Origin of the sequence: Alloscardovia macacae (assembly GCF_002259705.1) — a bacterium.
Lineage (GTDB): Bacteria > Actinomycetota > Actinomycetes > Actinomycetales > Bifidobacteriaceae > Alloscardovia > Alloscardovia macacae.
The window spans coordinates 1-21,690 of the sequence record NZ_MWWT01000001.1 but is presented as its reverse complement, the minus strand read 5'-3'; the positions used below and the strand labels follow the sequence as shown (position 1 = coordinate 21,690).

Genomic DNA, 21,690 nt, shown 5'->3' with positions numbered 1-21,690 from the left:
GAGCTGATGGCCGAGATCCCCAGTGCGTTTCTCACGAGTATCTGTCACTGTGCTGCCTCCTGCTGCGTGGAGGAGGCAGACTCGGAGGTAGAGGAAGAATTGGCAGAAGAAGAAGCCTGCTCTTCCAGCGTACGCAGAATGCTGCGCGCGTCGCTGTAGCTACTCGCGTCTATCCCGCGGCGCACACGCTCACGCCAGCCTTGTGGAAGCGCGCTCAGACGGATGCTCGTCTCCTCGTCCACGTGACTGAGCGAGATGCCGAAGACGTTCGTATTCACGCCTTGATAGAGCGCGACGCGAGAGTTCGAATCCGAGATGAAGTACTGCGTCTGCGTCCAGCGATACGCGCCAAACGTGCCCGCGCCTGCCGCCAGAACGACGAGCAGCGCGAGAACGGCGCCGAGAATGCGCCTGCGCAGACGGTGGCGGTGCTCCTCGTGCGCGTCCTCGGCACGCTTGAGATGCAGCGCTTCCGCGACGTCCGGGTCATGCGGGTCATCCGCGAGTGAGCCGTCTGTCTTACGAATGACGGGAATCTCGCCCGTCTGAGGCACTTCGGCCGCGTCGTCGTCCGGGTTCAGGCTTTCGTAGCTCGGCGAGACGATGCGCGCCACCTCGTAACGCTCGTCGAGGCTCTCGTCCGTCAGATACGCGCGGTCTTCGGCAGCCAGGACAGCGCTCATGCTTTCTGTCAATTCTTCCGCATCCTGCGCGCCGTCTTCCACGCCGTCGTTCTGCGTGTCCTGCGCGGACGGGGCGGACAGGAGAGCAGCCTTCGCAGCAGGCGAGTCCGAAATGGACTCAGCTTCGAACTGCGGCGCGAGAGCCACGAGGATATTCAGCGTATCGGCGATGGTCTGCGGCTGCTTACTCGCAGCTCCACCCACGAGGCACATCTTTTTCGAGGCATTCGCCAGCGACACCGGCGCATGCGGATCTTCCGAGTCGTAGGCCTCTGCGATGACAGCAGAGACATTATCTGTGCTGCCGCCTTTGAGGGCCATGGATACGAGAGTCTGGGCGCAGTCCTGCAGGTGAGAGCGCGCCATGAGCGTCTCGCGAATGGAAGCGTCGCTAACGGAACCGCTCAGGCCGTCTGAGCACAGTAGCCAGCGGTCGCCCGGCTTCGCTTTGCGGATGGAGATGTCTGGGCGCGGGTCGATGTCGAAATCGCCCAGAACGCGCATGACCACGTTCCGCTGAGGATGCGACTTCGCTTCCTCCTGACTAATGCGCCCGGTGTCGATGAGATGCTGAACGTACGAGTGATCTTTCGTCACGCGGATAATCTCACCTTCGCGCAGCATGTAGGCGCGCGAGTCTCCTATGTGCGAGATAACCCAGTATCCAGCCACGAGAGCTACAGCCGTGACTGTGGTGCCCATGCCGGCCAGCTGCTTTTCGCGGTGTGCTTTCCCCACGATGGCGTCATGCGCGGCGATGACGGATGTGGACAGCATCGTGGCCACATCTTCCACAGCCTTCGTGCGTTTCGCGATGAGCGGCACCGTCTCGATGTGTGCGAGAGAGCGGATAGCGATGGTAGAGGCAGTATCTCCTCCCGCGTGGCCGCCCATACCGTCACACACAGCGACGAGACGCACTCCAGCGAATGTCGAGTCTTGATTATCTTTACGCACCAGGCCGATGTCTGAGACCGTGGTGGACGTCATACTCAGAACCATGTGTATGTCTCCTCCTTGCTTTGTCTCAGAATCACTAGCGCAGCTCGAACGTCGTGGCGCCTATGCGCACAGGCACACCAGGACTGAGCAGGCATACGGCATGGATAGGCTGGTCTGCCACTTTCGTGCCATTCGTGGAGTGGAGGTCTTCCACAGCCCACTGGCCAGAGGCGTCGTCGAGGAAGACGCGGGCGTGGTGCGAGGAGACAAATTCATCATCCAGGACGAGAGTGTTATTCGCAGCTCTGCCGAGTGTGATGGTGCCCTGGCTCAGAGGCATGGTCGTGCCCGACAGTGGGCCGTCCATAATGGTGAGCATCGCAGGAGAACGGTGGTTCGCGTGCTGAACCTGGGCTGGCTGGGTAAAATCTTCAGGTGCGTGAGGGGAGGTGGACGGGACGATGACTGGTCCCAGAGCTCCCACGGCTACGCGCTGCGGTTCTGCGGAGAGTGCAACGGAGGCAGCCGTAGCGCTGGCGCGCTCGCGGCCACGCTCACGCGCCGCCCGCTGCTGTGAGCGGCGCGGTGCCAGTGACGTCACGTCACGGTTCAGAGCGCGTACAGTAAGCCATACGAAGAACCACAGTCCCAGAAGGAATCCGTACTTCAGGATGGCGAAAGTTAAATCTGTCATAGTACTTAAGGATTTTACTCCAGTCGCTCCACTAGTGTGGCTCGACTCTGCGTGGCCGGGCTAATCTGAGCTGGCTAGTCCGTGTCTTAGTCCGTGACTTAGTCCGTGACGGCGCTGGACCAGAACAGGATTCGGGTGCGGCCTATGGTGATAGTGTTCCCGTCCAGCAGGGTAGCGGCAGGAGTCTGGTGGCCTTCTACGTATGTGCCGTTTGTGGAGCCCATGTCTCGAGCTATCACGCCATTATCCGTGATATCTATCTCGAGATGGTTACGCGAGATACCTGGATCATCGATGACGATGTCGCTACTCGAACCGCGACCTATGACCGTCTTCGGAGCGGTGAGCAGGTACTGGCGGCCGTTTATCTCCAGAACCGGGCAGTCCTTCGTACCGGCGGTGGTGGTCACGGGTGCGGCGTTCCCCTGCACAGACTCGGAGCTCAGCGTGAAGTCCCCCTTCGGCAGATTCAGGTCTTCTTCGAAGATGACCACGACGGGACCCACGAAAGCGTAATGCTGGCTTTCGGCATACTTCGTGAGATTATCTGCCAATTCATTCGCGAGAGTTTCGCTGCCCCACTTCTCGATGTTATCGAAGTCCGGCGTGGAGAGCTTAATGCGGTACTCGTTTGGCGCCACCGTGCGGTCGCGTCCCACGCTCATGCTCTGTGCATCAATCTCGCGCTCCAGTGCACTCGACAGATCCACAGGCTGTAAATCCTTAGAACCAAAGCGCGAAAAAGCTCCCTCGACAGCGCCTTCTACGGTCTTCTCTAAGCGATCCAGGAATCCCATGACGTCCCTTTCCTCCAGTTTTTATAGATATGCACATCATCTTCTCTTATTTCTAGTGCAAAAAATGGTGGCGTGGGGCAGTTCTGGGCGCATTCACACACGCCATCCACAACTTTCGTCTGCTGATGTGGGCGGGGTGGGCGCTGGGTGGGGTCCGCGGTCACTTTAGGGCTAATCTCGACGCGCGGTGTGAGGCCTCTATTCACTTTAGGGCTTATTCCGGCGCTCGCTCTCCGCACTGCCCGAATCCAGGCCGCGAAGGTCGGACTAAATAGTGGGTTTTCATCCGAATCTCTCTGAGACTGCGAACCTGGGCGTCGAGATTAGCCCAAAAGTGCCAGAGAGCGCTGCGCTGCGCATCGGAATCAGCCCAAAACCGGGAAACCTTCACAATCTTCAGCTCGAGCGCGCCCCTGCGGCGAGGAGTGAGCTTTTCGTGACACATCCGCACCGCGGCGAGAGAGAGCCAGATGACAAAACCGCAGAAAAACGCCGATCATGTTTGCTCCGTAAGGGTGTGCTCCAGCCTTCGCGTCCCGAAAAGCTCACTCCTCGGGGAAAATTGACACAAGCACCCTCCACCCGCCGCACCCACCCCAAGCGAACTGACCGTAAAATGCGATATGATGAAGTATATAAGGGAGAGAACACGGAATGTATGAGGGTCAGGGGATAGCGATGCAGTTAGATGAAAGAGCGTCACGGTATGGTGTCACTTTCCTCGATGACACGACCGACGAAACGTACTTTACGGGGATGCGCGGCGTACATGCGCTCCTCGACGCTTTTACGACAGACGGATGGTTCGAGCCAGCCGGTCCCGAAGACGAAACCGGCACGGACTTCGCGGGCATGAAGAGCGCCCCCGAGCCAGTAGTCGCCGAAAACGGGGGAAAGCTGCACTACGTGCACATTCGTGCGAAGAATCCTAGTCCAGAGACTCCTGCCATGGTCATGCTCACGGGGTTTACCGAGATGGCCGAGCACATGCGCGAGATGGCATATTACTTCTGGCAGGCGGGGTACAGCATCTACATTCTCGAGCATCGCGGACATGGACGCTCGCCTCGCGACGTGGAGGACCTCGGACTCATCTGGATAGATGATTTCCGCCGCTATGTAGCAGATGTGGAAAAGCTGATTCGCACAGTGGTGCGCCCGGCATCTACTGATGTCTCGGCAGGCGCCACCTCAGCACCAGTGCATGTCTACGCGCACTCCATGGGTGGAGGCGTGGCGCTCGCGCTCGCCGAGCATCTGGCCGAGCACTCTGCCGAGCGCGCCCTCGTCGATGCATACGTCCTCACAGCTCCCATGGTGGCCCCGCGCAGCACCCTGTCGGATGGGCTCACGCGGCTTATCGCGAATCTCGGCGCCTTTTTCGCGAGTAAAAAGCGCATCTTCATCCAGAAGAATCAGACGGAGTTTAATCGTGTCTTTGATGAGAACTATGCGCGCGGTCTGAATCACGGCCGTGCCCTGTGGCTGCACGAGCAGCGCTGTGCAGTAGAGACGAATCAGATGTATGCTGCCTCGTACGGCTGGATGAAAGCGGCGGGGAAGCTTACAGATTACATTCTGCAGAACGCGGGTAAAATCACCGTCCCAGTTCTGCTTTTCCAGGCGCCGAATGATGCCTGGGTGAGTGTGGAGAAGCAGAATGAGCTGGCAGAGCGCGCGGGCGCCCCCGTCCGCAAGGTCGTCCTCGAGCACTCGCGGCATGAGATGGAAGCAGAGCAGACGCAGACCGTGCATGAGATGATGGATACGGCGCTTGAGTTCCTGCTGGGAAAGCCGGAGAAATAACGTATGGTGGATATTCGGACATATACGTCGGATCTGAAGATAGCGGCCGTGCGCGCTCACCTCGAGGAGGGTGTGAGTATGGGCGAGGTGCTCGCCACGTATGGCATTTCCACGCAGGCGGCGCTTCTGGCGTGGTGCGCCGCGTATAAGCGTTTCGGAGAAACGGGTTTGCTCGGCGAGAATAGCGCGCGCGAGGCTGTGCAGCAGGCTATGCAGAACTCGGATGAGCTGAAGAGCGCGCGCATCGCGAAGGACGTGAACCGCGCGAAGGCTGCCATAGCGCGAGACCTCGTGAGCGAAGGATACCTCATTACGGATGTGCTTGAAGCGCTGGAGCTGAGCCGTTCGACGTATTATTACATTCAGGCGCATCTCGTGGATACTGCCCGCGAGGAGCTGCGCGCGGCCATTATGACCATTATGGATACGCGCGGTCCGGCGTTCGGCTACCGGCGCGTGACGGCTGCTCTGCGCGCGCAGGGCGTGCGTGTGGGGCAGAATAAGGTGCTCAGGCTGATGCAGGAGATACGCCGTTCGCGCTCTGAGTAGACGGAAGGTCAATCTTCCCTCTCAGGGTGTAATATCAAGCGTAGTCTAAATAATTGGGTGCAGTAGAGAGTGGGGGTAGAGCGCGTGTGGGGCATCTTTAGGCGCGACCTGAAGGCGATTTTTACGAATCCAGTGGCCATTATCGTGACCATAGGAATAGCCATTCTTCCTTCGGCTTATGCGTGGCTGAACATTATAGCGAATTGGGATCCGTATGCGAACACGAGTGCCATCACGGTGGCTGTGGCGGATCTCGACCGAGGCGGACACTCGGACCTGACGGGCTCGGTGAATGTGGGCCAGCAGCTCGAAGACCAGCTGAAAAAGAATACGCAGCTCGGCTGGACCTTCGTGAAGACGAAGAACGATGCGATTGATGGCGTGAAGTCGGGAAAATACTACGCCTCCATCGTCATCGATGAGCAGTTCTCCCAGCAGCTGCTGGACATGGTGACGGCCAGCGGACCGCAGCCTCAGCTCGAGTATTATGTGAACGAAAAGCTGAACCCCATAGCGCCGAAGATTACCGATACGGGAGCCACTACGCTCGACCGCACGCTGAACTCGACTTTCGTGAGCACAGTGGCGAAGACGGTGTCGGAAAAATTGAACATCAGTACAGATGACGCGAAAAAGCTCATCCAGGGCGCGCATGCGGAGGCCATCGCGAAGATAGATGACACGAGCGCGTCGCTCACGCAGATGAAGCAGAAAGTGGGCGAGGCGCGCACTGCGCTCGAGGACACGGCGCGCGGCATTCAAAGCTCGAAAAACACGCTCAGTACGGTGCGTAGTGCGGTCAGTTCTGCGCAAAACTCTGCACGCAGCGCCGCACGCACGGCGGATACGCTCACGTCTACCGCCAGCACATTTAGCGCGAAAACATCCTCCAGCCTCGCCTCCGCGGGAGCATCCCTCTCTCTGCTCGGCATACAAGCCGGCCAGGCGGGAAGCCAGATGAGCGCGGCGCTCGGCACGGCCAGCACAGACGTGGCTACGGTAAACGGTACACTCACCACGGTTATCGCGCAGAATGACGCGGCCATAGCACAGCTCCAGACCATCCTCGATAACGCGGCGAATTCTGGACTCGACACGAACTCGGGCGCATACACGCAGATGCGGCAGCGCCTCGATGCTTTGCGCACGCTCTCGCAGAATCAGAAGACCACGCTCGCCTCTTTCACGAGCGGGACGCAGCAGGCGCTGACGGCAGCGAATGCGGCAGCGGGCTCGCTGTCCAGCTCGTTCGGCTCGGCGGCGGTAAGCGGCGGAACGGCGCTGAATGCAGCGGCCTCCGGGCTCGGGTCGGGCTCAGGCGCGCAGAATGGCGCAGTCTCTGGCTCGCTCGTCTCCATCCTGCAGAGCGCATCCGCCTTCTCGACGGCCACGGCTACTGCTCTCGGACAGCTCGGCACATCCATCGACCAGGCACAGACTCTGCTCGATCAGGTGAGCGGCGTGCTCGCCTCTACCGCGCAGACCATGGGCACCACGGAAAGCTCGCTGGACTCCACGCTCAGTCAGCTCACCCAGGTGCGCACCGACATGGCGGCGCTCGACTCGAGTCAGCTCGTCCAGGCACTGCGCGGCACGAATGTGAACACAGAATCCGTGGCCAGCTTCATGCTCAGCCCTATTCAGCTCGAGCAGAAGCGCATCTACCCAGTAAAGAACTATGGCTCGGCCATCGCACCATTCTTTACAAATGTGGCGCTGTGGGTGGGCGGCTTTACCCTCATCGCTCTCGTGCAGCTGGATGTGAAACGCCAGTATGTGCTCGCGTTTAATGCGCAGCGCCGCGCTCGCGGTCAGCGTAAGCTCAGGAACCGGGACCTGTATATGGGCCGCTGGCTGCTCTTCGCCGCCATAGGCGTGGTGCAGGCTGTGGTGGCCACGGTGGGAGACCTCATCATAGGCATTCAGATGGAAAATCCTGTGGCCTTCGTCTTCGCTGGCGTGGTGGCGTCTCTCGTCTTCGTGAGCCTCATCTATGCTCTAGCATCCACTTTCCGGCACATAGGAAAGGCACTGGCGGTCATCATCGTGGTCATGCAGGTGCCGGGGTCGTCGGGGACGTACCCTATAGAGATTATGCCGGAGTTCTTCCGTAAGCTCGAGCCGTGGCTGCCTTTTACATACAGTAATAATGTCATGCGCGAGACCATCGGCGGATTCTACGAAGGGCGGTACTGGCAGAATCTCGGAATGCTTGTGCTCTTCGGAGTCTTCTCCTTCGTGCTGGGGCTCGTGGTACGGCCGTACCTTATGAATTTGAATAATCTTTTCGACCGCCGGCTCGCGGACACGGACCTCCTCGTGGGTAAAGCTCCGCAGGGGTCTCGTCCGCGCTTCCGCCTGAGCTCGGCAGTCCAGTCCTTTATGCGTCACGATGAGTTCGGTCGGTCCATCCGCCGCCGCGCAGCGCGCTTCGCGCAAGCATATCCGAAGCTCGTGGCGTGGGGTATAGGCATCATCTTCGTCATACCAGTGCTTTTCCTCGTGCTGCTCTTTACAGTGGAGGCGAAGCTGGTCTTCCTTATGCTGTGGCTTATTTCGGTGGTGCTCATAGACTTCTACCTCATCGGTCTCGAGTATGTCCGCGAAATCTACGAGCGCGAGCTGGGCATGAGCGAGCTGTCTGAGGATGCTCTGCGCGCGCAGGTGCTCGAGCGAATCGTCCATAAGTGGAGCCATGAGGACAGCGCGGACGGTGCAGAGGGCTCGGAGAACTCAGAGAACGAAGAGAGCGCGGACAGCACGAGCGATGTTTCACGTGAAACATCCGCCGTGCAGACCGCGAAGGAGGGCGAGTAAATTGGCAGAAGAGCAGAAGAAAACCGAGCAGAAGCGCCCGCCGCAGCCGAAAAAGCCGGCCGTCCAAAAACAGAAAAAGCAGAACCCGCTCGTGAACGTCGCGAAGATCTTCCTCGACGACCAGAAGCATCTCCTGCGTAATCTCATCGGTCTCGTCGTCGCCTTAGGTCTCGTCATCGTGCCGGCCATGTACGCGTGGTTTAACATCGCGGCGAGCTGGGATCCGTACGGGAACACGCGGCAGTTAAAGGTGGCCGTGGCGAACGAGGACGCGGGGTACCACTCGGACCTCGTGTCCATCCCGGTGAACGTGGGCAGTAACGTGGAGTCCTCGCTGCGCGGAAATGACAGCCTCGACTGGCAGTTCGTCTCGCGCGACAAGGCCGTGGAAGGCGTGCGCTCGGGCGAGTACTACGCGGCCATCGTCATTCCGAAGAATTTCAGTACGCAGATGATGACGCTCTTCTCGCCGAATGCGAGCCGAGCGACCATCGAGTATTACATTAACGAAAAGTCGAACGCCATAGCGCCGAAGATTACCGAAAAGGCCGCAGATACCGTCGTGTCCCAGGTCTCAAGCACCTTCTCCGAGACCATAGCCAGTGTGGCGCTGGATGTGGCGCAGAGCGTGAACACCTTCGCTACGCGCGGGGATACCCAGCAGTATGTGACGACCACGGTGCAGCGTCTGAAAAACATGGCGGATAATCTCGACGCCTACAGCACGCAAGTGGGGTCGTACGCCGGGCTGCTCGAGTCAAGTGCGGGCCTGGTCACCTCAGCCCGAGACATTATGAACTCGAGCGCGTCTGGAAGTGACGACGTGCGTGCGGCGCTTCAGAGCACGGTAACGAATGTGAAGACGCTCGGACAGGCGGTGAGTGCGTCGTCTGGTTCGGTGAGTCAGGCGCTCAGCGCGGCGGGCTCAAGCCTCGACTCCGTAGCCGCTCAGATAGACTCTTTGGCTTCTGGCGTGAGCGCTCCGGCGGGCCAGCTCAGCGCGCGCGTGACGGCGCTCGGCTCGGCTCTCGAGGAGGGCAGCTCGCGCTATGATGAGCTCGTGACGGCGCTGCAGGCGGTGCGCGCTCAGGTCGAGGCTTCGGACGCGGGCTCGGGTTCAGGCTCGGGTGGGCTGTCGAGTGAGGCGCGCGCACGGACGCTCAGTAATCTCGATTCCATCATCGCGCAGCTGCAGCAGGTGCGCTCGGATGTTTCGGGCCTCGGCGCGCAGATATCTGCTGCGTCGAGCGATGCGCAGAAGGCGCAGCAGACTATTTCCGCGCAGAAGGACGACCTGAAGGCTCGCGTGGCGGCGCTGAAAGCGGACATCGAGTCCGCGCGGTCCGACTATACGACGAACGTGAAGCCACAGCTGGATGCGCTCGCTTCTCAGCTGCGCGAGACGTCTACGCGCGCTGCGGCTGCGGGGTCGTCCGTGCGTTCTGTCCTGTCCCAATTATCCACGCGCGGCTCGGATGCCAGTACGCGTGTGGACGACGTCGTGACGTCCATGAAGGATGCGCAGGGTAAGCTTTCGGAGGCCGCCTCGTCTGTACGTGGGCTTTCGCAGCGTGTGTCGGACGGGTATGCGACCGGCACGTCCGCGCTGCAGAAGCTGACGGGCAGTGACCGCTCAGCCGTGGAGCTGGCAGCCGTGCTCACCTCGCCGGTGAAGCTGTCGCGTACGGCCGTGTACGCTGTGGCCAATTACGGCACTGCCATGTCCGCCTTCTACACGATCCTGGCCACGTGGGTGGGGAGCGTCTTCCTCGTCTCCATGGTGCGCGTGTATGTCTCGGATAAGCGCAAGGCGGCTGTGCTGGGCTTGACTCGTGGAGGGGCGGTGTTCGCGAAGCCTGAAACCGTGGGGAACGCGGCGGCTTTCGGACTCGGCTTCGGCTCGGAATACTGGGGACGTTATCTCACCTTCCTCTTCATCTCCCTACTGCAGTCCACTCTCATCGTCATGGGAGACCTCTGGTACCTCGGCATTCAGCATGACAGTATTCCGCGCATCTTCCTCGTGGGGTGGGTGGCCAGCCTCGTCTTCTCCATGATTATGTACGCGCTCACCTTCACGTTCGGCGCGGTGGGAAAGGCCATAGCCGTCATCATCATGGTCATGCAGATAGCAGGCTCGGGTGGAACCTTCCCTGTGGAGCTGCTGCCATCCTTCTTCCAGCATGTGTACCCGCTGCTCCCGTTCCCGTATGCGCTGCGCGCCATGCATGCAGCCATCGCTGGCTCCTATGGCTCAGAATACTGGGTGGCACTGGGACAGTTCGCGCTGTTTATTATCCCTGCACTAGTCGTAGGACTCGTCCTCGGGCGTCCACTGTCTCAGTCCAGCTGGCTCGTGGAGCAGCTGGAGAAGACGGACGTGTACGGGGAGTAGACGCGCGTCAGTCTGACGTCTTATAGCGCGGACAGGCCGAGCGCGGAATTCACTTCTGTGACGATGGAGCGCATGGCATCATGCGCCGCGCTCGCATCCCCCGCGGCCACAGCTTCAGCCACTCCTGCATGGGCATCCAGAGCCGCCTGCGCTGGGTGCTCAGGGTAGAGGTTTATCTCCACGCGGCCGCGTAGCACGGACTCGACGAGACCGCTGAAGTCTGCAAAGAGGGGGTTACCGCTGTGGGCGAGAAGAGTGGAGTGGAACTCCACGTCGAGGCTGTGGAAGTCGCGCAGGCGGCCTTCAGCCACGGCACGCAGCATCTCATAGCCGAGCACGCCCACCCGTGTGCGCGCTTCCACGGATCCGTGCTGTGCACAGCCTGCAGCTGCCGCTGGCTCTACGGCGAGGCGCAGTTCGGTCAGCGCACGGAGCTCATCCTCGCGGTAGCGCGAGTGCAGCTTCCACGTGATGACGCGCGTATTTAAGTCATTCCACGTCGCAGGGTCGAGGGCGATGACGCCCGTCCCGCGCTGAAACTGCACGCAGTCCAGCGAGCCGAGCAGGCGCGTGGCTTCTCGTGCCACAGTGCGGGATATCTCGAATTCTGCCTGGATATCCTCGAGCTTCTTCGAGGTTCCCGGCGTCCACTCGTCTTCGAGGATCTGGTGGGCGAGGGCATCTGCCACGGCCACATGCTTAGCGTCATCAGTACTCATGGGCATAATCCTAGCCTGAACGCGGGCAAAACGTGCCGTGCGATGCGGGCTCATACTCTCTGGATGTGCATAACGACACGACACGCGGTGAGCAAAGAGTACGAAAGAATTGACAAAGAGTCTTTGCGGACGTACGATACAAGTACGAACGACGAAAAGTCCGAAAACGTCAGAAAAAAAGTCATACATTTCGAGGGAGTAATTATGGCCGTTCACATCGTGGTGATGGGAGTAGCAGGCTGCGGAAAGTCCACAGTCGTCGAGGCGATACGCGACGCACTAGGCTACACGCTGGCTGAGGGGGATGACTTCCATCCTCAGGCAAACATAGAGAAGATGTCCGCCGGAATCCCGCTGACGGATGAGGACCGCTGGCCATGGCTCGACGTCATTAACGCCTGGATGGTAGCGCGCGAAAGCCTCGGTGAGAATACCGTCGTCTCCAGCTCGGCACTCAAGCGCTCCTACCGTGACGCGCTGACGAAAAACCTGAACGTCTTCTTCCTCCACCTCGACGGTTCGCACGAGCTCATCGCGCAGCGTCTGGCCGCGCGGAAAGGACACTTCATGCCGCCGGAACTCCTCCCGAGCCAATTCGCCATTCTCGAACCGCTCGCTCCAGAGGAAAACGGCGTGGTGGTGTCCATAGAAGGAAACGTCGATGACGTGGTGCGCCGTGCAGTCGATGCCGTGCGCGCGTACGAGGCGAAGCAGGCTGGAGCTGAGGCTGAGGCTCAGGCTGGGGCGCAGGCCTAGCCGGCTCCATATAGCACACTCAGACAGCACACTCACACAAATCAAGGAGGATGTGATGAGTTCGTTAATCATAGCAGCGCTGCTCGGTATAGCGCTCATAGTCATACTCATAGCCGTGGTGAAACTGCACCCATTCCTCGCACTCATGCTCGGCTCGGCCGCCACTGCTATCCTGGCCGGCGTTCCGTATGATAAAAGCTTCGCCAGCTTCACCACCGGCGTGGGCAGCACGGTCTCGGGCGTGGGGCTGCTCATCGCGCTCGGTGGGATCATAGGCATTCTGCTGACGCGCTCGGGCGGGGCGGACGTCATCGTGGATACCATTCTCGCTAAAGCGCCGAAGAATAAGCTCGGCTGGGCCATGGCTCTGAGCGCGTTCATCGTGGGCATTCCGCTCTTCTTCGAGGTGGGCGTGGTCATCCTCATTCCTATTATTCTGCTCGTGGCACGCCGCGCGAAGATGCCTGTGGTCGCGCTCGGCATTCCGGCCCTCGCCGGCCTGTCCGCGCTCCACGCGTTCGTGCCGCCGCATCCTGGCCCGCTCGTAGCCATCGACGCGCTGCATGCGCATCTGGGGATGACGCTCGGGCTCGGCTTGCTCATCGCTGTGCCGACGGTCATCCTGTCCGGTCCGCTTCTGGCTCGCCTCATGGTGCGCTGGGTGCCCATCATGGCGCCGGGAGCTGAGACGTCCGCGCAGAGTGAGGGCGAGGGCGAGGGCAATTCTGGTCAGTCCGGCCGTCCGAGCTTCCTCGAGGCCGTCAGCGTCATCATTCTGCCGGTTCTGCTCATGCTCGCGGCGAGCGTGGTGGACCTCGCCGGGCTGAAGGCCTCGCCGGCTGGTCGCGCCATCGTCTGGGTGGGCACGCCGCTGGAAGCGCTGACCATCACGACCGTGTATGCCATGGTTCTGCTGGCTTTCCGCGCTGGCTGGGCTCGCGAGAAGCTCAATTCCATCGTGGGCTCATCGTTCGCATCCATAGCCGGAATCCTGCTCATCGTGGCAGCAGGAGGCGGTTTTAAGCAGACACTCGTGGACTCGGGCATAGGCGAAGTGATAGCGCACAGCATCACCGAAGCGAATATGAATCCGCTCTTCGCGGGATGGCTCGTGGCAGTGCTCATCCGCCTGGCTACTGGCTCGGCCACCGTGGCCACAGTGACGGCCTCGGGCATCATCGCGCCACTGGCTGTGAATCTCTCCCCAGTCCAGCTGTCTCTGCTCGTGCTGGCCATCGGAGCAGGGTCCATCTTCCTGTCTCATGTCAATGATGCGGGATTCTGGCTGGTGAAGGAATACTTTGGGATGACTGTGGGTCAGACCTTTAAGACGTGGTCCCTTATGGAGACAGCACTGTCTGTGTGTGGGCTCGTCATCGTACTACTCGTCTCTGTAGTCGTGCACTAGGACGTGCAGAGGAAGAATTGGAGGACAGAAAAATGAAACTCGGTATCATAGGACTCGGCCGTATGGGCGGAAACATGCTCAAGCGTCTGCGCGAAGGCGGACACGAGGTCGTGGGCTTCGACGTCTCACCGGACTCGGAGCGTGACGTGGACAGCCTCGACGCGCTCGTATCCGCGCTCGACGCACCGCGCATCGTGTGGGTCATGGTCCCAGCGGGCGAGCCGACCGACCAGATTATCACGTCCCTCGGTGGACTGCTCGAGGAGGGCGACCTCGTCATCGACGGCGGAAACACGCGCTATACGGACGACCAGCGTCACGCAGCCGAACTGGCAGAACGCGGCATCCACTTCCTCGACGTGGGCGTATCGGGCGGCGTCTGGGGCAAAGAGCGTGGCTATGCGCTCATGGCGGGCGGTGAGCGGGAGGACTATGAACGCGCGCTGCCTATCTTCGAGACGCTCAAGCCAGCTGGTGTGGACGGACTCGTACTCGCCGGACCAGTGGGCGGCGGACACTTCGCGAAGATGGTGCATAACGGCATCGAATACGGCATGATGCAGGCCTTCGGTGAAGGCTTCGAGACTATGATGCGCTCGTCTCTTATAGATTCGCCGGCTGAAGTGATGACCTCCTGGCGTCAAGGCTCCGTGGTGCAGTCCTGGCTGCTCGACCTCTTCGCGCGCGCTGCTGCATCTGATCCGACCTTGCATGAGATGCCACCTGTGGCAAATGAGTCCGGCGAAGCCAAATGGATGGTAGAAGCTGCACTCGAACTGGGTGTGCCGACTCCTGCCACTGCGTCCGCACTCTGGGCGCGCCAGACCTCCCGTGGCGGTGGCGATGATACCCTGCGTGTGGTGTCCTCGCTGCGTGCGCAGTTTGGTGGGCATGTGACGAAGGGGTAGTGTCAATCCTCACTTATGTAAGGGCTGTATCTTTTCTCTGAGAGGATACAGCCCTTTCATCATGCTGTAATTGTGGATGAAAGGCGAGAGAGAAACTCTTTACGCCTATTTCTCGCTATACGGATGTATTCACCGGTAGTGAGGACGCAGTCAGTATCTCTTACTTCGGTGATAGCTGTAAGGTTCACGATATACGAGGCATGACAGCGGAAAAAGAGAGAAGAAGAGAGTAACTCTTCGAAAGTGGTGAGAGATAGAGTCGTGGATATCTGTCCTTCGAGAGTGTGCACGGTGATGGTATGCTTCACAGACTCGATAAAGAGAATATGGGATATGAGGATGCGCACGGATGTGCCAGAGACTGGAATAAGGATAGTATCCTCTGGCTTAATAAGATGCGTTCTGATGTGGTTCCACTCTGTGCGGAACGTCTCTACACTCAAAGGCTTCAGAAGATAGGCCGACGCATGGAGGGAATACCCGAGCAAAGCATAGCGTGGAGATTTCGCGAGAAGAATGATGCGCACTGCAGCATCGTGCTGGCGGACTCTTTCAGCCAGAGGGAGGACATGGGAGCTCATCTCGAGGTCGAGGATAAGAACAGCATACTCTGGTTCATACGAGTCGAGAAAAGCCTGAGAATCACTATAGATACTGAGATTCTGACCTTCGAGAACCTCCTGCACTACAGTGATGCAGGACTTGTCTGTACTGAGCAGTGCTATCCGTGGGCGGAGAGACATGGCTGTTACCTCGCGTTCGCCGGATCTTCAGAGGGCAAAGGGATAGCGATGTCCACGTAGAACCATCCATCGCGGTCATGGAGATAGAGAGTCCCTCGATAGTTCTCCACGATACGTCGTATGGATGCTGTTCCGAAACCATGCGCGTAGTTTTCATTCTCTTGGGTGGTAAGAGGCAGTCCATCCGCATAGGCGAGTGAACCTACGAAAGGATTCTCTTCATGAATGAGAAGGAGCTCTCCCTGAGTTTTTATGGTGAGCACGAGAAGACGCTCAGACACTGGAGAGATAGCGCTCAAGGCATTCACAGCATTATCAAGGATATTTCCGCAGAGCGCATAGACGTCATCGTCTGCTAGAGAGCTGAGAGACTGTCCGTCTGCCATACAGGAAAAGTCTATCCCGAGATTCTCTATCTCAGAATGCTTCTGGGATAGGAGAAGGTCGAGCGCAGAACTTCCTGTATGATAGACCGACTCATAATCATGAAGTAGATTCTGGACGCTCGGAGAAACGGTGAGCTGATGCTTAAGGTCATGAGTTTTTATATTTACACGTTCGATAATATCTGCACTCATGGCATACTGCTGGCGCTGATCGTCGAGAAGGCGTTCCACAGTCGAGGCGCGCTCTTTGAGAGAACGGTTTATAGCGAGTTCGAAGAGCATATAGAGCAGGAGTGCGCATAAGAGGGCATCGTAAAGAGCGAGGACGACTCCGAAAGGCGATGAAGGGTAGTCGAGGAAAAGTTGGAAAACGTAGAAGCTTAACGCGATATCCGCGCAGGCAGCCACGATAGTCAGAACTATCATCGAGCGGTTCTCCACCATAATGTGTCCGAGCGTACGCGCCGGACGGCAGACAGTCGAAAAGCAGACGAGATACACGGACAGAAGCAGAGCGAGGTACGTCACTATGCGTAGACCGGGGAATGCTGGAAATAAAGAGGAGAGAGCATCATACGCGTGTATGCGCTCGGCGAGTGTATTCAGAGCAGACAGCAGATGCTGGATAGTATATCCGGCCACCGCGCAGAACAGTACTGTCCATGCAGTCTCTCGGTAACATGCGTACAGCGCGACCGTGAGGACGAGAAGAGCGCATGAATACAGCAGAATTCCAGAAAGAAGAACAGAAGGAGTACCCATCTGGTTTACCGGTATGGATGCTACGATGATGCAGCTCAGGAGTGACGTGATGAATACGCGTGCCCAGTAATGAGAACGTTTCTGTAACTTGAGCGCGACGAGATGACCAGCGAGCAAAGCCTCGAGCATGATCTGGATATTCGTCCACTGGAGAGGGGACGGGGAAAGAATCTGAGTGATAGTCATACGGTGCCTCCAGTACGTCCTCCAGAAGCGAGGAGCTGAGTAAGCTGTGCACGAGCAGCGGAGCTACGGGCGCGAGAGAGGGGAAGTGTCACACTAGGAGAAGAACCAGGCTGCAGAACCGTGACAGATGTTCTATCCATACGTGTCACAAAGCGGTAATTGACCATAGCCTTCGCGCTGATACGCACGAGTCCGAGGCGCTCACAGTCGTTCTGTAGAGAACGGAGACTGGAAGAGACAGGGAGCGTGCCAGCACTCGTGGAAAGAGTCACATGGTGGTCTTCTACGTGGACGTAATACACGTCCTGTGCGGACAGAACATGCCGTTTTCCTGCGGATGAGATGAGGATCGATGGCTGGTCGAGAGCTCGTACGGCGGGTAGTGAACGCATAATACGATGCATTTTCGTGGAGAAGCGTGGATAATCAAGTGGCTTGACGATGTAATCGAGAGCGCTGACAGAATACCCCTGCATGGCAAACTGCGCCAAACTCGTGATGAAGACGATGCTGACGTTCGAGTCGCGCGCTCGCAGTATCTGGGCAGCGTTCATTCCATCTGTGCCGGGCATCTGAATGTCGAGGAAGACGAGATGAAAGTTCTGAGAATATGCCTCGAGAAAGGAATCAGCTGTGGCGAATCTCTGGATGGTGAATGTCTGAGGTGGGGGAGTCTGACCCTTGTGAACAGACTGCTCTCGTGAAAACTTTTCGAGATATGAGCACAGGAGCTGTGCTGTGGCATCGTTATCTTCGACGATAGCGAGATGAATCACTGTGCGTGCTCCTTATGGCTGTGCTGTGTAATGGGGTCTTTCTGCGTGTGCTTTTTCACAGGCTTCTGTGCGATATCTTCTAGCGTACTGGAATGACAGACATGGACATGCGGGCTGTGGTGGTTTATGCGGGGTGTGGTTCCTGTGAGGGGACAGCTTATGGGGGGCAGCTCAGGTGGGGTCAGCTCATCCCCGTTTACGGCGATTTTATGACCAAACGTGTGGAGGGCTCTCTGCTCTCGTATAACGACGCCGTACTGTGAAAGTATATGCAGCCCGGTGTGTGAGGCGTACGTATCACACGCATGGCCGTGCATACAGGATCATACAGGATAAAACCATAACAGAGCAGATACAGAGAACGACGAGGTTAGGTATATGATTCAGCTGAATATGAGCGATGTCATCAGCATCCTGAACTTATGCAGGAATTATCTCATCGCATTAGGTGTACTCGTCTTCATAGCTGTGGTGGCTATGATGACGAATCACGTTTTTACGAAAGTCAGTAGTGACGAGAAATCGGAACAGATAAGCGGCGCGAGCACAGGAGTGAAAACTGGGCCGAAATATGCACTTCGAGCGCTCATTCGCCGTGAGATACTTGTGGGCCTTATCGCAGGAATAGTGGTTATAGCAAATCTCGTGAGCTTCGGGCCCCTGAGTACGCTGCTGACGCTGTCCACAGGGGGCAGCGGGAACATCTCAGCTTCCACGATCCGCCGGGCAAACCAGCACATCGAAGACATAGCGGGTGAAGGTATCGTGCTGCTGAAAAACGGCGGTGCTGTGAGCTCGAGCAGTGCCGACGGTTCGAACGGTTCGAACGGTTCGAGCAGCGCAGACAGCGCGAGCAGCGCAGACGCCGGCCTCCCTCTCCAGAAGAACAGCAAGCTGAACGTCTTTGGCTGGTCCAGCGCACGCCCAGTCTACGGTGGCTCAGGAGCAGGCGCTCTGAATGACATCTACGAACGTGTATCTCTGACCGATGGTCTGAAGAATGCCGGGTTCCAGCTGAATCCTCAGCTCGAGAAGTTCTATGCCGAGTATGATGCGCAGAAGAAGGTGCAGCGTGGTGCCGTGGGGAATAACCCGAAAGCTAGCGACTGGACTCTTCCAGAGCCTACGGTGAAGGATTATGAGGCATCACAGTCTCTTCTCGATTCGGCACGCGAGTATTCCTCCACAGCCGTAGTGGTGCTCGCTCGCACGGGTGGTGAGGGTGACGACCTCCCAGCGGATATGAGCAAGGTGAACTATACGGAGAATTCCAGCGATTATAAGGACTTTGAAGAAGGGCGGTCCTACTTGCAGCTCAGCCGTACGGAGCGTGATCTGCTGAATCTCGTGAACGAGCGCTTCGAGAATGTCGTCGTGGTCTATGATGGTCTCAACCCACTCGAGTTCGGCTTCTTGAATGACTACGACCACGTGAAGTCTGCTCTCTGGGTAGCCGGTCCTGGTCAGACTGGATTTAACGCACTCGGCCGCATTCTGTCTGGCGAGACGAATCCTTCTGGTAAGACCACGGATACGCTCGTCTACGACCAGAAGCAGACTCCGTGGTGGAATAATGTGGGGAACTTCGCCTATACGAATATGAATGAGTTCATGGTGGATAAGAAGGATCCGTACATGGGCGGTGCTGTTCCGACTTTCGTGAATTATGTGGAAGGCATTTATGTGGGCTACCGCTGGTTCGAGACGGCTGCGGCAGAAGGCGTCATCGATTACGCCCGTACTGTGCAGTTCCCGTTCGGATATGGGCTGTCGTACACCCAGTTTGCGCAGACGATGAGTCCGGTACGCTACGATGCTGAATCCGGGAAGATCTCTGTGGATGTGACGGTGACGAATACAGGTTCAGTCGCTGGTAAGGACGTCGTGCAGGTCTACGGTCAGCCTCCGTACACGGCGGAAGATGCACAGCGCGGTATAGAGAAGGCGTCCACTGTGCTGCTGGGTTTTGAGAAGACGAAGCTTTTACAGCCAGGCGAGTCGCAGACTGTATCCGTGGAACTGTCCGTGGATGATCTCGCGTCGTATGATGCGAAGAATGCGAAGGCGTATGTGCTTGAGGCTGGCGATTATGGCATTTCTGTGCAGGCTGACTCGCATACCGTTCTCGCGCAGGATACGGTCCGCGTTCCGGAGACTATCGTCTATAACTCGGCCGAGCGTACGCATGCGGGAGATAAGATTCCGGCTGTGAATCAGTTCGAGTATGCCGAGGGGAGCGTGAACTATCTGTCTCGCGCGAACCGCTTCGCGAATTTCGCGCAGGCGACGGCTGCTCCGGATAGTTTCGAGATGCCGGAAGCGCAGAAAGCTCAATTCATCAATACCTCGAATTATCCCCACGAAAAGGATGATTCTGCTCAGATGCCGAAGACTGGGGTAAAGGGTGATGCTCAGCTCTCTCAGATGCGGGGGAAAGCCTATGATGACCCAGCATGGGAGAGCGTGCTTGATCAGCTGACCATCCCTGAGATGCAAGACCTCATCGCACACGGAGGCTTCCAGACCGCTGCAGCTCCATCCGTGGGCAAGTCTACGACTGTGGATGTAGATGGACCATCTGCACTGAGTAATAACTTCACGAAGAAGGGATCCGTAGGATTCCCGTCTGCTGTGATGATAGCTGCCACGTGGAATAAAGATATGGCACGTACGTATGGTTCTGACATGGGCCAGATGGCTGATGAGCTGGGAGCTTCGGGCTGGTATGCTCCATCCATGAACCTCCATCGTTCTGCGCTGGAAGGCCGCGCGTATGAGTACTTCTCGGAAGATCCTGTTATCTCTGGTGTCATGGCTTCGCAGGCTATTTCTGCAGCCTGGGAGAAGGGCGTGTATGGCTATATGAAGCACTTCGCGCTGAATGAGCAGGAGACGAACCGCTGGTCTATGATCTGTGAATGGATTCAGGAGCAGGCTCTGCGTGAGCTCTATCTGAAACCATTTGAAATGAGTGTGAAGCAGGGCGGCGCGAAGGCAGTCATGAGCTCGTTTAACTACATCGGGCCTATCTGGGCTGGTGGTAATAAGCAGCTTTTGACCACTGTTCTGCGCGATGAGTGGGGATTCCGTGGCTTCGTCGATACGGATTACTTCGCGGGCTCATATTACATGAGCGCAGACCAGGTTATCGCGGCAGGTGGTGCGAATACGCTGTCCACGTTCGATGTGGGGACGAACTACGTGTCCGATGTGACGAACCCGGTATACGTACAGTACATGCGTCGCGCGGCTCATGACATCTTCTATACCGTGGTCAATTCTCGCGCATATGCGGCTGGTAATACGCGGAGCGGGATGGAAACCTGGATGAAGGTGGCCATAGGTCTCGATGTAGTACTGGCACTGGTAGCCGTCGGTGTAGAGGTACTCATCATACGGGCGTATCGGAAGCGTAAGGCATAAGGGAAGGTAGGATATACACCATCACACTCTGTCCTGTGCTAGTTCGCGGTGAATTCTGGCTGCGACACGCCGTGGTTGCGTGGGAGGGGTGTGGTGGTGTATTGTTTTTATTCGCTGCCTGATACGGCATGAATCATTTTTCTTAGTGTTTTGTGTGTGTTTGTGTTGTGGTGGTTTGAGAACTCAAGAGCGTGTTTTGTACTACTTTTTATGTTTTGATAATGCCAGTGATACTCGCCCGTGTATATGGGTACTTGGAAGAGTTTAATGAGTGTCTATTTTTGTGCGTTGAATGACTTTTTAGTTGTTTTTCGTTGATTTTTTATTATTTTAAGAGTCTTTGATTGGATTCTTTCACGATTTTTTTGTGGAGGGTTTGATTCTGGCTCAGGACGAACGCTGGCGGCGTGCTTAACACATGCAAGTCGAACGGGATCCATCTTAGCTTGCTAGGGTGGTGAGAGTGGCGAACGGGTGAGTAACGCGTGATCAACCTGCCGCATAGTGGGGAATAGCTCCTGGAAACGGGTGGTAATGCCCTATGCTCCACGCTTTCGCATGAGAGTGTGGGAAAGCCTTGTGTGCTATGTGATGGGATCGCGTCCTATCAGCTTGTTGGTGGGGTAGTGGCCTACCAAGGCTTCGACGGGTAGCCGGCCTGAGAGGGCGACCGGCCACATTGGGACTGAGATACGGCCCAGACTCCTACGGGAGGCAGCAGTGGGGAATATTGCACAATGGGGGGAACCCTGATGCAGCGACGCCGCGTGCGGGATGACGGCCTTCGGGTTGTAAACCGCTTTTATTAAGGAGCAAGCGAGAGTGAGTGTACTTTTTGAATAAGCACCGGCTAACTACGTGCCAGCAGCCGCGGTAATACGTAGGGTGCAAGCGTTGTCCGGAATTATTGGGCGTAAAGAGCTCGTAGGCGGTTTGTCGC

The 21,690-nt window shown here is 57.8% G+C and carries 15 protein-coding genes and 1 rRNA gene; 9 read left to right on the top strand and 7 right to left on the bottom strand.

Annotation, left to right across the window (positions count from 1 at the left end):
• Positions 1 to 44: 44 nt before the first annotated feature.
• From ALMA_RS00080 to ALMA_RS00070, 3 genes are all read right to left on the bottom strand, one after another.
• Positions 45 to 1,685 carry a PP2C family protein-serine/threonine phosphatase gene (locus tag ALMA_RS00080; protein WP_094725859.1) on the bottom strand — a complete coding sequence of 547 codons (1,641 nt, stop codon included), beginning with the start codon at positions 1,683 to 1,685 and terminating at the stop codon, positions 45 to 47.
• A gap of 34 nt (positions 1,686 to 1,719) precedes the next feature.
• Complete coding sequence (locus ALMA_RS00075; RefSeq protein WP_094725858.1) at positions 1,720 to 2,319, bottom strand: FHA domain-containing protein FhaB/FipA; 600 nt, start codon at positions 2,317 to 2,319, stop codon at positions 1,720 to 1,722.
• Between the two features lie 98 nt (positions 2,320 to 2,417).
• Positions 2,418 to 3,116 (bottom strand): FhaA domain-containing protein, encoded by a 699-nt coding sequence (locus ALMA_RS00070; RefSeq protein WP_086106601.1) that lies wholly within the window; start codon positions 3,114 to 3,116, stop codon positions 2,418 to 2,420.
• A gap of 678 nt (positions 3,117 to 3,794) precedes the next feature.
• On the opposite strand from ALMA_RS00070, the gene ALMA_RS00065 reads away from it, so the two are divergent.
• The 4 genes from ALMA_RS00065 (at position 3,795) to ALMA_RS00050 (ending at position 10,683) form a co-directional block, all read left to right on the top strand.
• Entirely contained in the window at positions 3,795 to 4,922 is a 1,128-nt protein-coding gene (locus tag ALMA_RS00065) for an alpha/beta hydrolase (protein ID WP_158520614.1), read from the top strand.
• Between the two features lie 3 nt (positions 4,923 to 4,925).
• Positions 4,926 to 5,471 carry an IS3 family transposase gene (locus tag ALMA_RS00060; RefSeq protein WP_094725856.1) on the top strand — a complete coding sequence of 182 codons (546 nt, stop codon included), beginning with the start codon at positions 4,926 to 4,928 and terminating at the stop codon, positions 5,469 to 5,471.
• 69 nt (positions 5,472 to 5,540) lie between these two features.
• A complete protein-coding gene (locus tag ALMA_RS00055; RefSeq protein WP_094725855.1) occupies positions 5,541 to 8,288 on the top strand; it encodes a YhgE/Pip domain-containing protein in 2,748 nt (915 codons plus the stop codon).
• A gap of 1 nt (position 8,289) precedes the next feature.
• Positions 8,290 to 10,683, top strand: a complete 2,394-nt coding sequence (locus ALMA_RS00050) for a YhgE/Pip domain-containing protein (RefSeq protein WP_244568800.1) — start codon at positions 8,290 to 8,292, stop codon at positions 10,681 to 10,683.
• Positions 10,684 to 10,703: 20 nt separating this feature from the next.
• On the opposite strand, the gene ALMA_RS00045 is transcribed toward ALMA_RS00050, so the two are convergent.
• Positions 10,704 to 11,402, bottom strand: a complete 699-nt coding sequence (locus tag ALMA_RS00045; protein ID WP_244568799.1) for a FadR/GntR family transcriptional regulator — start codon at positions 11,400 to 11,402, stop codon at positions 10,704 to 10,706.
• A gap of 204 nt (positions 11,403 to 11,606) precedes the next feature.
• Here ALMA_RS00045 and ALMA_RS00040 point away from each other — a divergent pair, with 204 nt between their 5' ends.
• The 3 genes from ALMA_RS00040 to gnd are packed head-to-tail and all read left to right on the top strand — an operon-like array spanning position 11,607 to position 14,474.
• The gene (locus ALMA_RS00040; protein ID WP_094725852.1) at positions 11,607 to 12,158 is read left to right on the top strand and encodes a gluconokinase; all 552 of its coding nucleotides are present in this window, start codon (positions 11,607 to 11,609) and stop codon (positions 12,156 to 12,158) included.
• Between the two features lie 55 nt (positions 12,159 to 12,213).
• Positions 12,214 to 13,566 carry a GntP family permease gene (locus ALMA_RS00035; protein ID WP_094725851.1) on the top strand — a complete coding sequence of 451 codons (1,353 nt, stop codon included), beginning with the start codon at positions 12,214 to 12,216 and terminating at the stop codon, positions 13,564 to 13,566.
• Positions 13,567 to 13,598: 32 nt separating this feature from the next.
• Positions 13,599 to 14,474 carry a phosphogluconate dehydrogenase (NAD(+)-dependent, decarboxylating) gene (gnd, locus tag ALMA_RS00030; RefSeq protein ID WP_094725850.1) on the top strand — a complete coding sequence of 292 codons (876 nt, stop codon included), beginning with the start codon at positions 13,599 to 13,601 and terminating at the stop codon, positions 14,472 to 14,474.
• 59 nt (positions 14,475 to 14,533) lie between these two features.
• Here the strand turns inward: gnd and ALMA_RS00025 are convergent, their stop codons facing one another.
• Genes ALMA_RS00025 through ALMA_RS00015 form a run of 3 tightly spaced genes read right to left on the bottom strand, consistent with a single transcriptional unit; the run spans position 14,534 to position 17,327 of the window.
• Positions 14,534 to 15,217 (bottom strand): LytR/AlgR family response regulator transcription factor, encoded by a 684-nt coding sequence (locus tag ALMA_RS00025; protein ID WP_094725849.1) that lies wholly within the window; start codon positions 15,215 to 15,217, stop codon positions 14,534 to 14,536.
• A 5-nt stretch (positions 15,218 to 15,222) separates the two neighbouring features.
• Positions 15,223 to 16,551 (bottom strand): ATP-binding protein, encoded by a 1,329-nt coding sequence (locus ALMA_RS08430; protein ID WP_094725848.1) that lies wholly within the window; start codon positions 16,549 to 16,551, stop codon positions 15,223 to 15,225.
• Positions 16,548 to 17,327, bottom strand: coding sequence for a LytR/AlgR family response regulator transcription factor (locus ALMA_RS00015; protein WP_094725847.1), 780 nt, complete (start codon positions 17,325 to 17,327; stop codon positions 16,548 to 16,550). Before ALMA_RS00015 ends, ALMA_RS08430 begins: the two co-directional genes overlap by 4 nt.
• Positions 17,328 to 17,705: 378 nt before the next feature.
• Between ALMA_RS00015 and ALMA_RS00010 the strand changes: the two genes are divergently transcribed.
• Both ALMA_RS00010 and ALMA_RS00005 read left to right on the top strand, forming a co-directional pair.
• On the top strand, positions 17,706 to 20,750 hold the full coding sequence (locus ALMA_RS00010) for a glycoside hydrolase family 3 N-terminal domain-containing protein (protein ID WP_094725846.1): 3,045 nt from the start codon (positions 17,706 to 17,708) through the stop codon (positions 20,748 to 20,750).
• Positions 20,751 to 21,114: 364 nt separating this feature from the next.
• Positions 21,115 to 21,690: ribosomal RNA gene (locus ALMA_RS00005) — 16S ribosomal RNA — on the top strand; the annotation flags it as partial.

Bases quoted from the DNA above. Each gene is read 5' to 3' on its own strand.
- ALMA_RS00080 (WP_094725859.1), bottom strand. From the start codon at position 1,685: ATGGTTCTGAGTATGACGTCCACCACGGTCTCAGACATCGGCCTGGTG.
- ALMA_RS00075 (WP_094725858.1), bottom strand. From the start codon at position 2,319: ATGACAGATTTAACTTTCGCCATCCTGAAGTACGGATTCCTTCTGGGA.
- ALMA_RS00070 (WP_086106601.1), bottom strand. From the start codon at position 3,116: ATGGGATTCCTGGATCGCTTAGAGAAGACCGTAGAAGGCGCTGTCGAG.
- ALMA_RS00065 (WP_158520614.1), top strand. From the start codon at position 3,795: ATGCAGTTAGATGAAAGAGCGTCACGGTATGGTGTCACTTTCCTCGAT.
- ALMA_RS00060 (WP_094725856.1), top strand. From the start codon at position 4,926: ATGGTGGATATTCGGACATATACGTCGGATCTGAAGATAGCGGCCGTG.
- ALMA_RS00045 (WP_244568799.1), bottom strand. From the start codon at position 11,402: ATGAGTACTGATGACGCTAAGCATGTGGCCGTGGCAGATGCCCTCGCC.
- ALMA_RS00040 (WP_094725852.1), top strand. From the start codon at position 11,607: ATGGCCGTTCACATCGTGGTGATGGGAGTAGCAGGCTGCGGAAAGTCC.
- ALMA_RS00035 (WP_094725851.1), top strand. From the start codon at position 12,214: ATGAGTTCGTTAATCATAGCAGCGCTGCTCGGTATAGCGCTCATAGTC.
- gnd (WP_094725850.1), top strand. From the start codon at position 13,599: ATGAAACTCGGTATCATAGGACTCGGCCGTATGGGCGGAAACATGCTC.
- ALMA_RS00025 (WP_094725849.1), bottom strand. From the start codon at position 15,217: ATGTCTCTCCGCCCACGGATAGCACTGCTCAGTACAGACAAGTCCTGC.
- ALMA_RS08430 (WP_094725848.1), bottom strand. From the start codon at position 16,551: ATGACTATCACTCAGATTCTTTCCCCGTCCCCTCTCCAGTGGACGAAT.
- ALMA_RS00010 (WP_094725846.1), top strand. From the start codon at position 17,706: ATGATTCAGCTGAATATGAGCGATGTCATCAGCATCCTGAACTTATGC.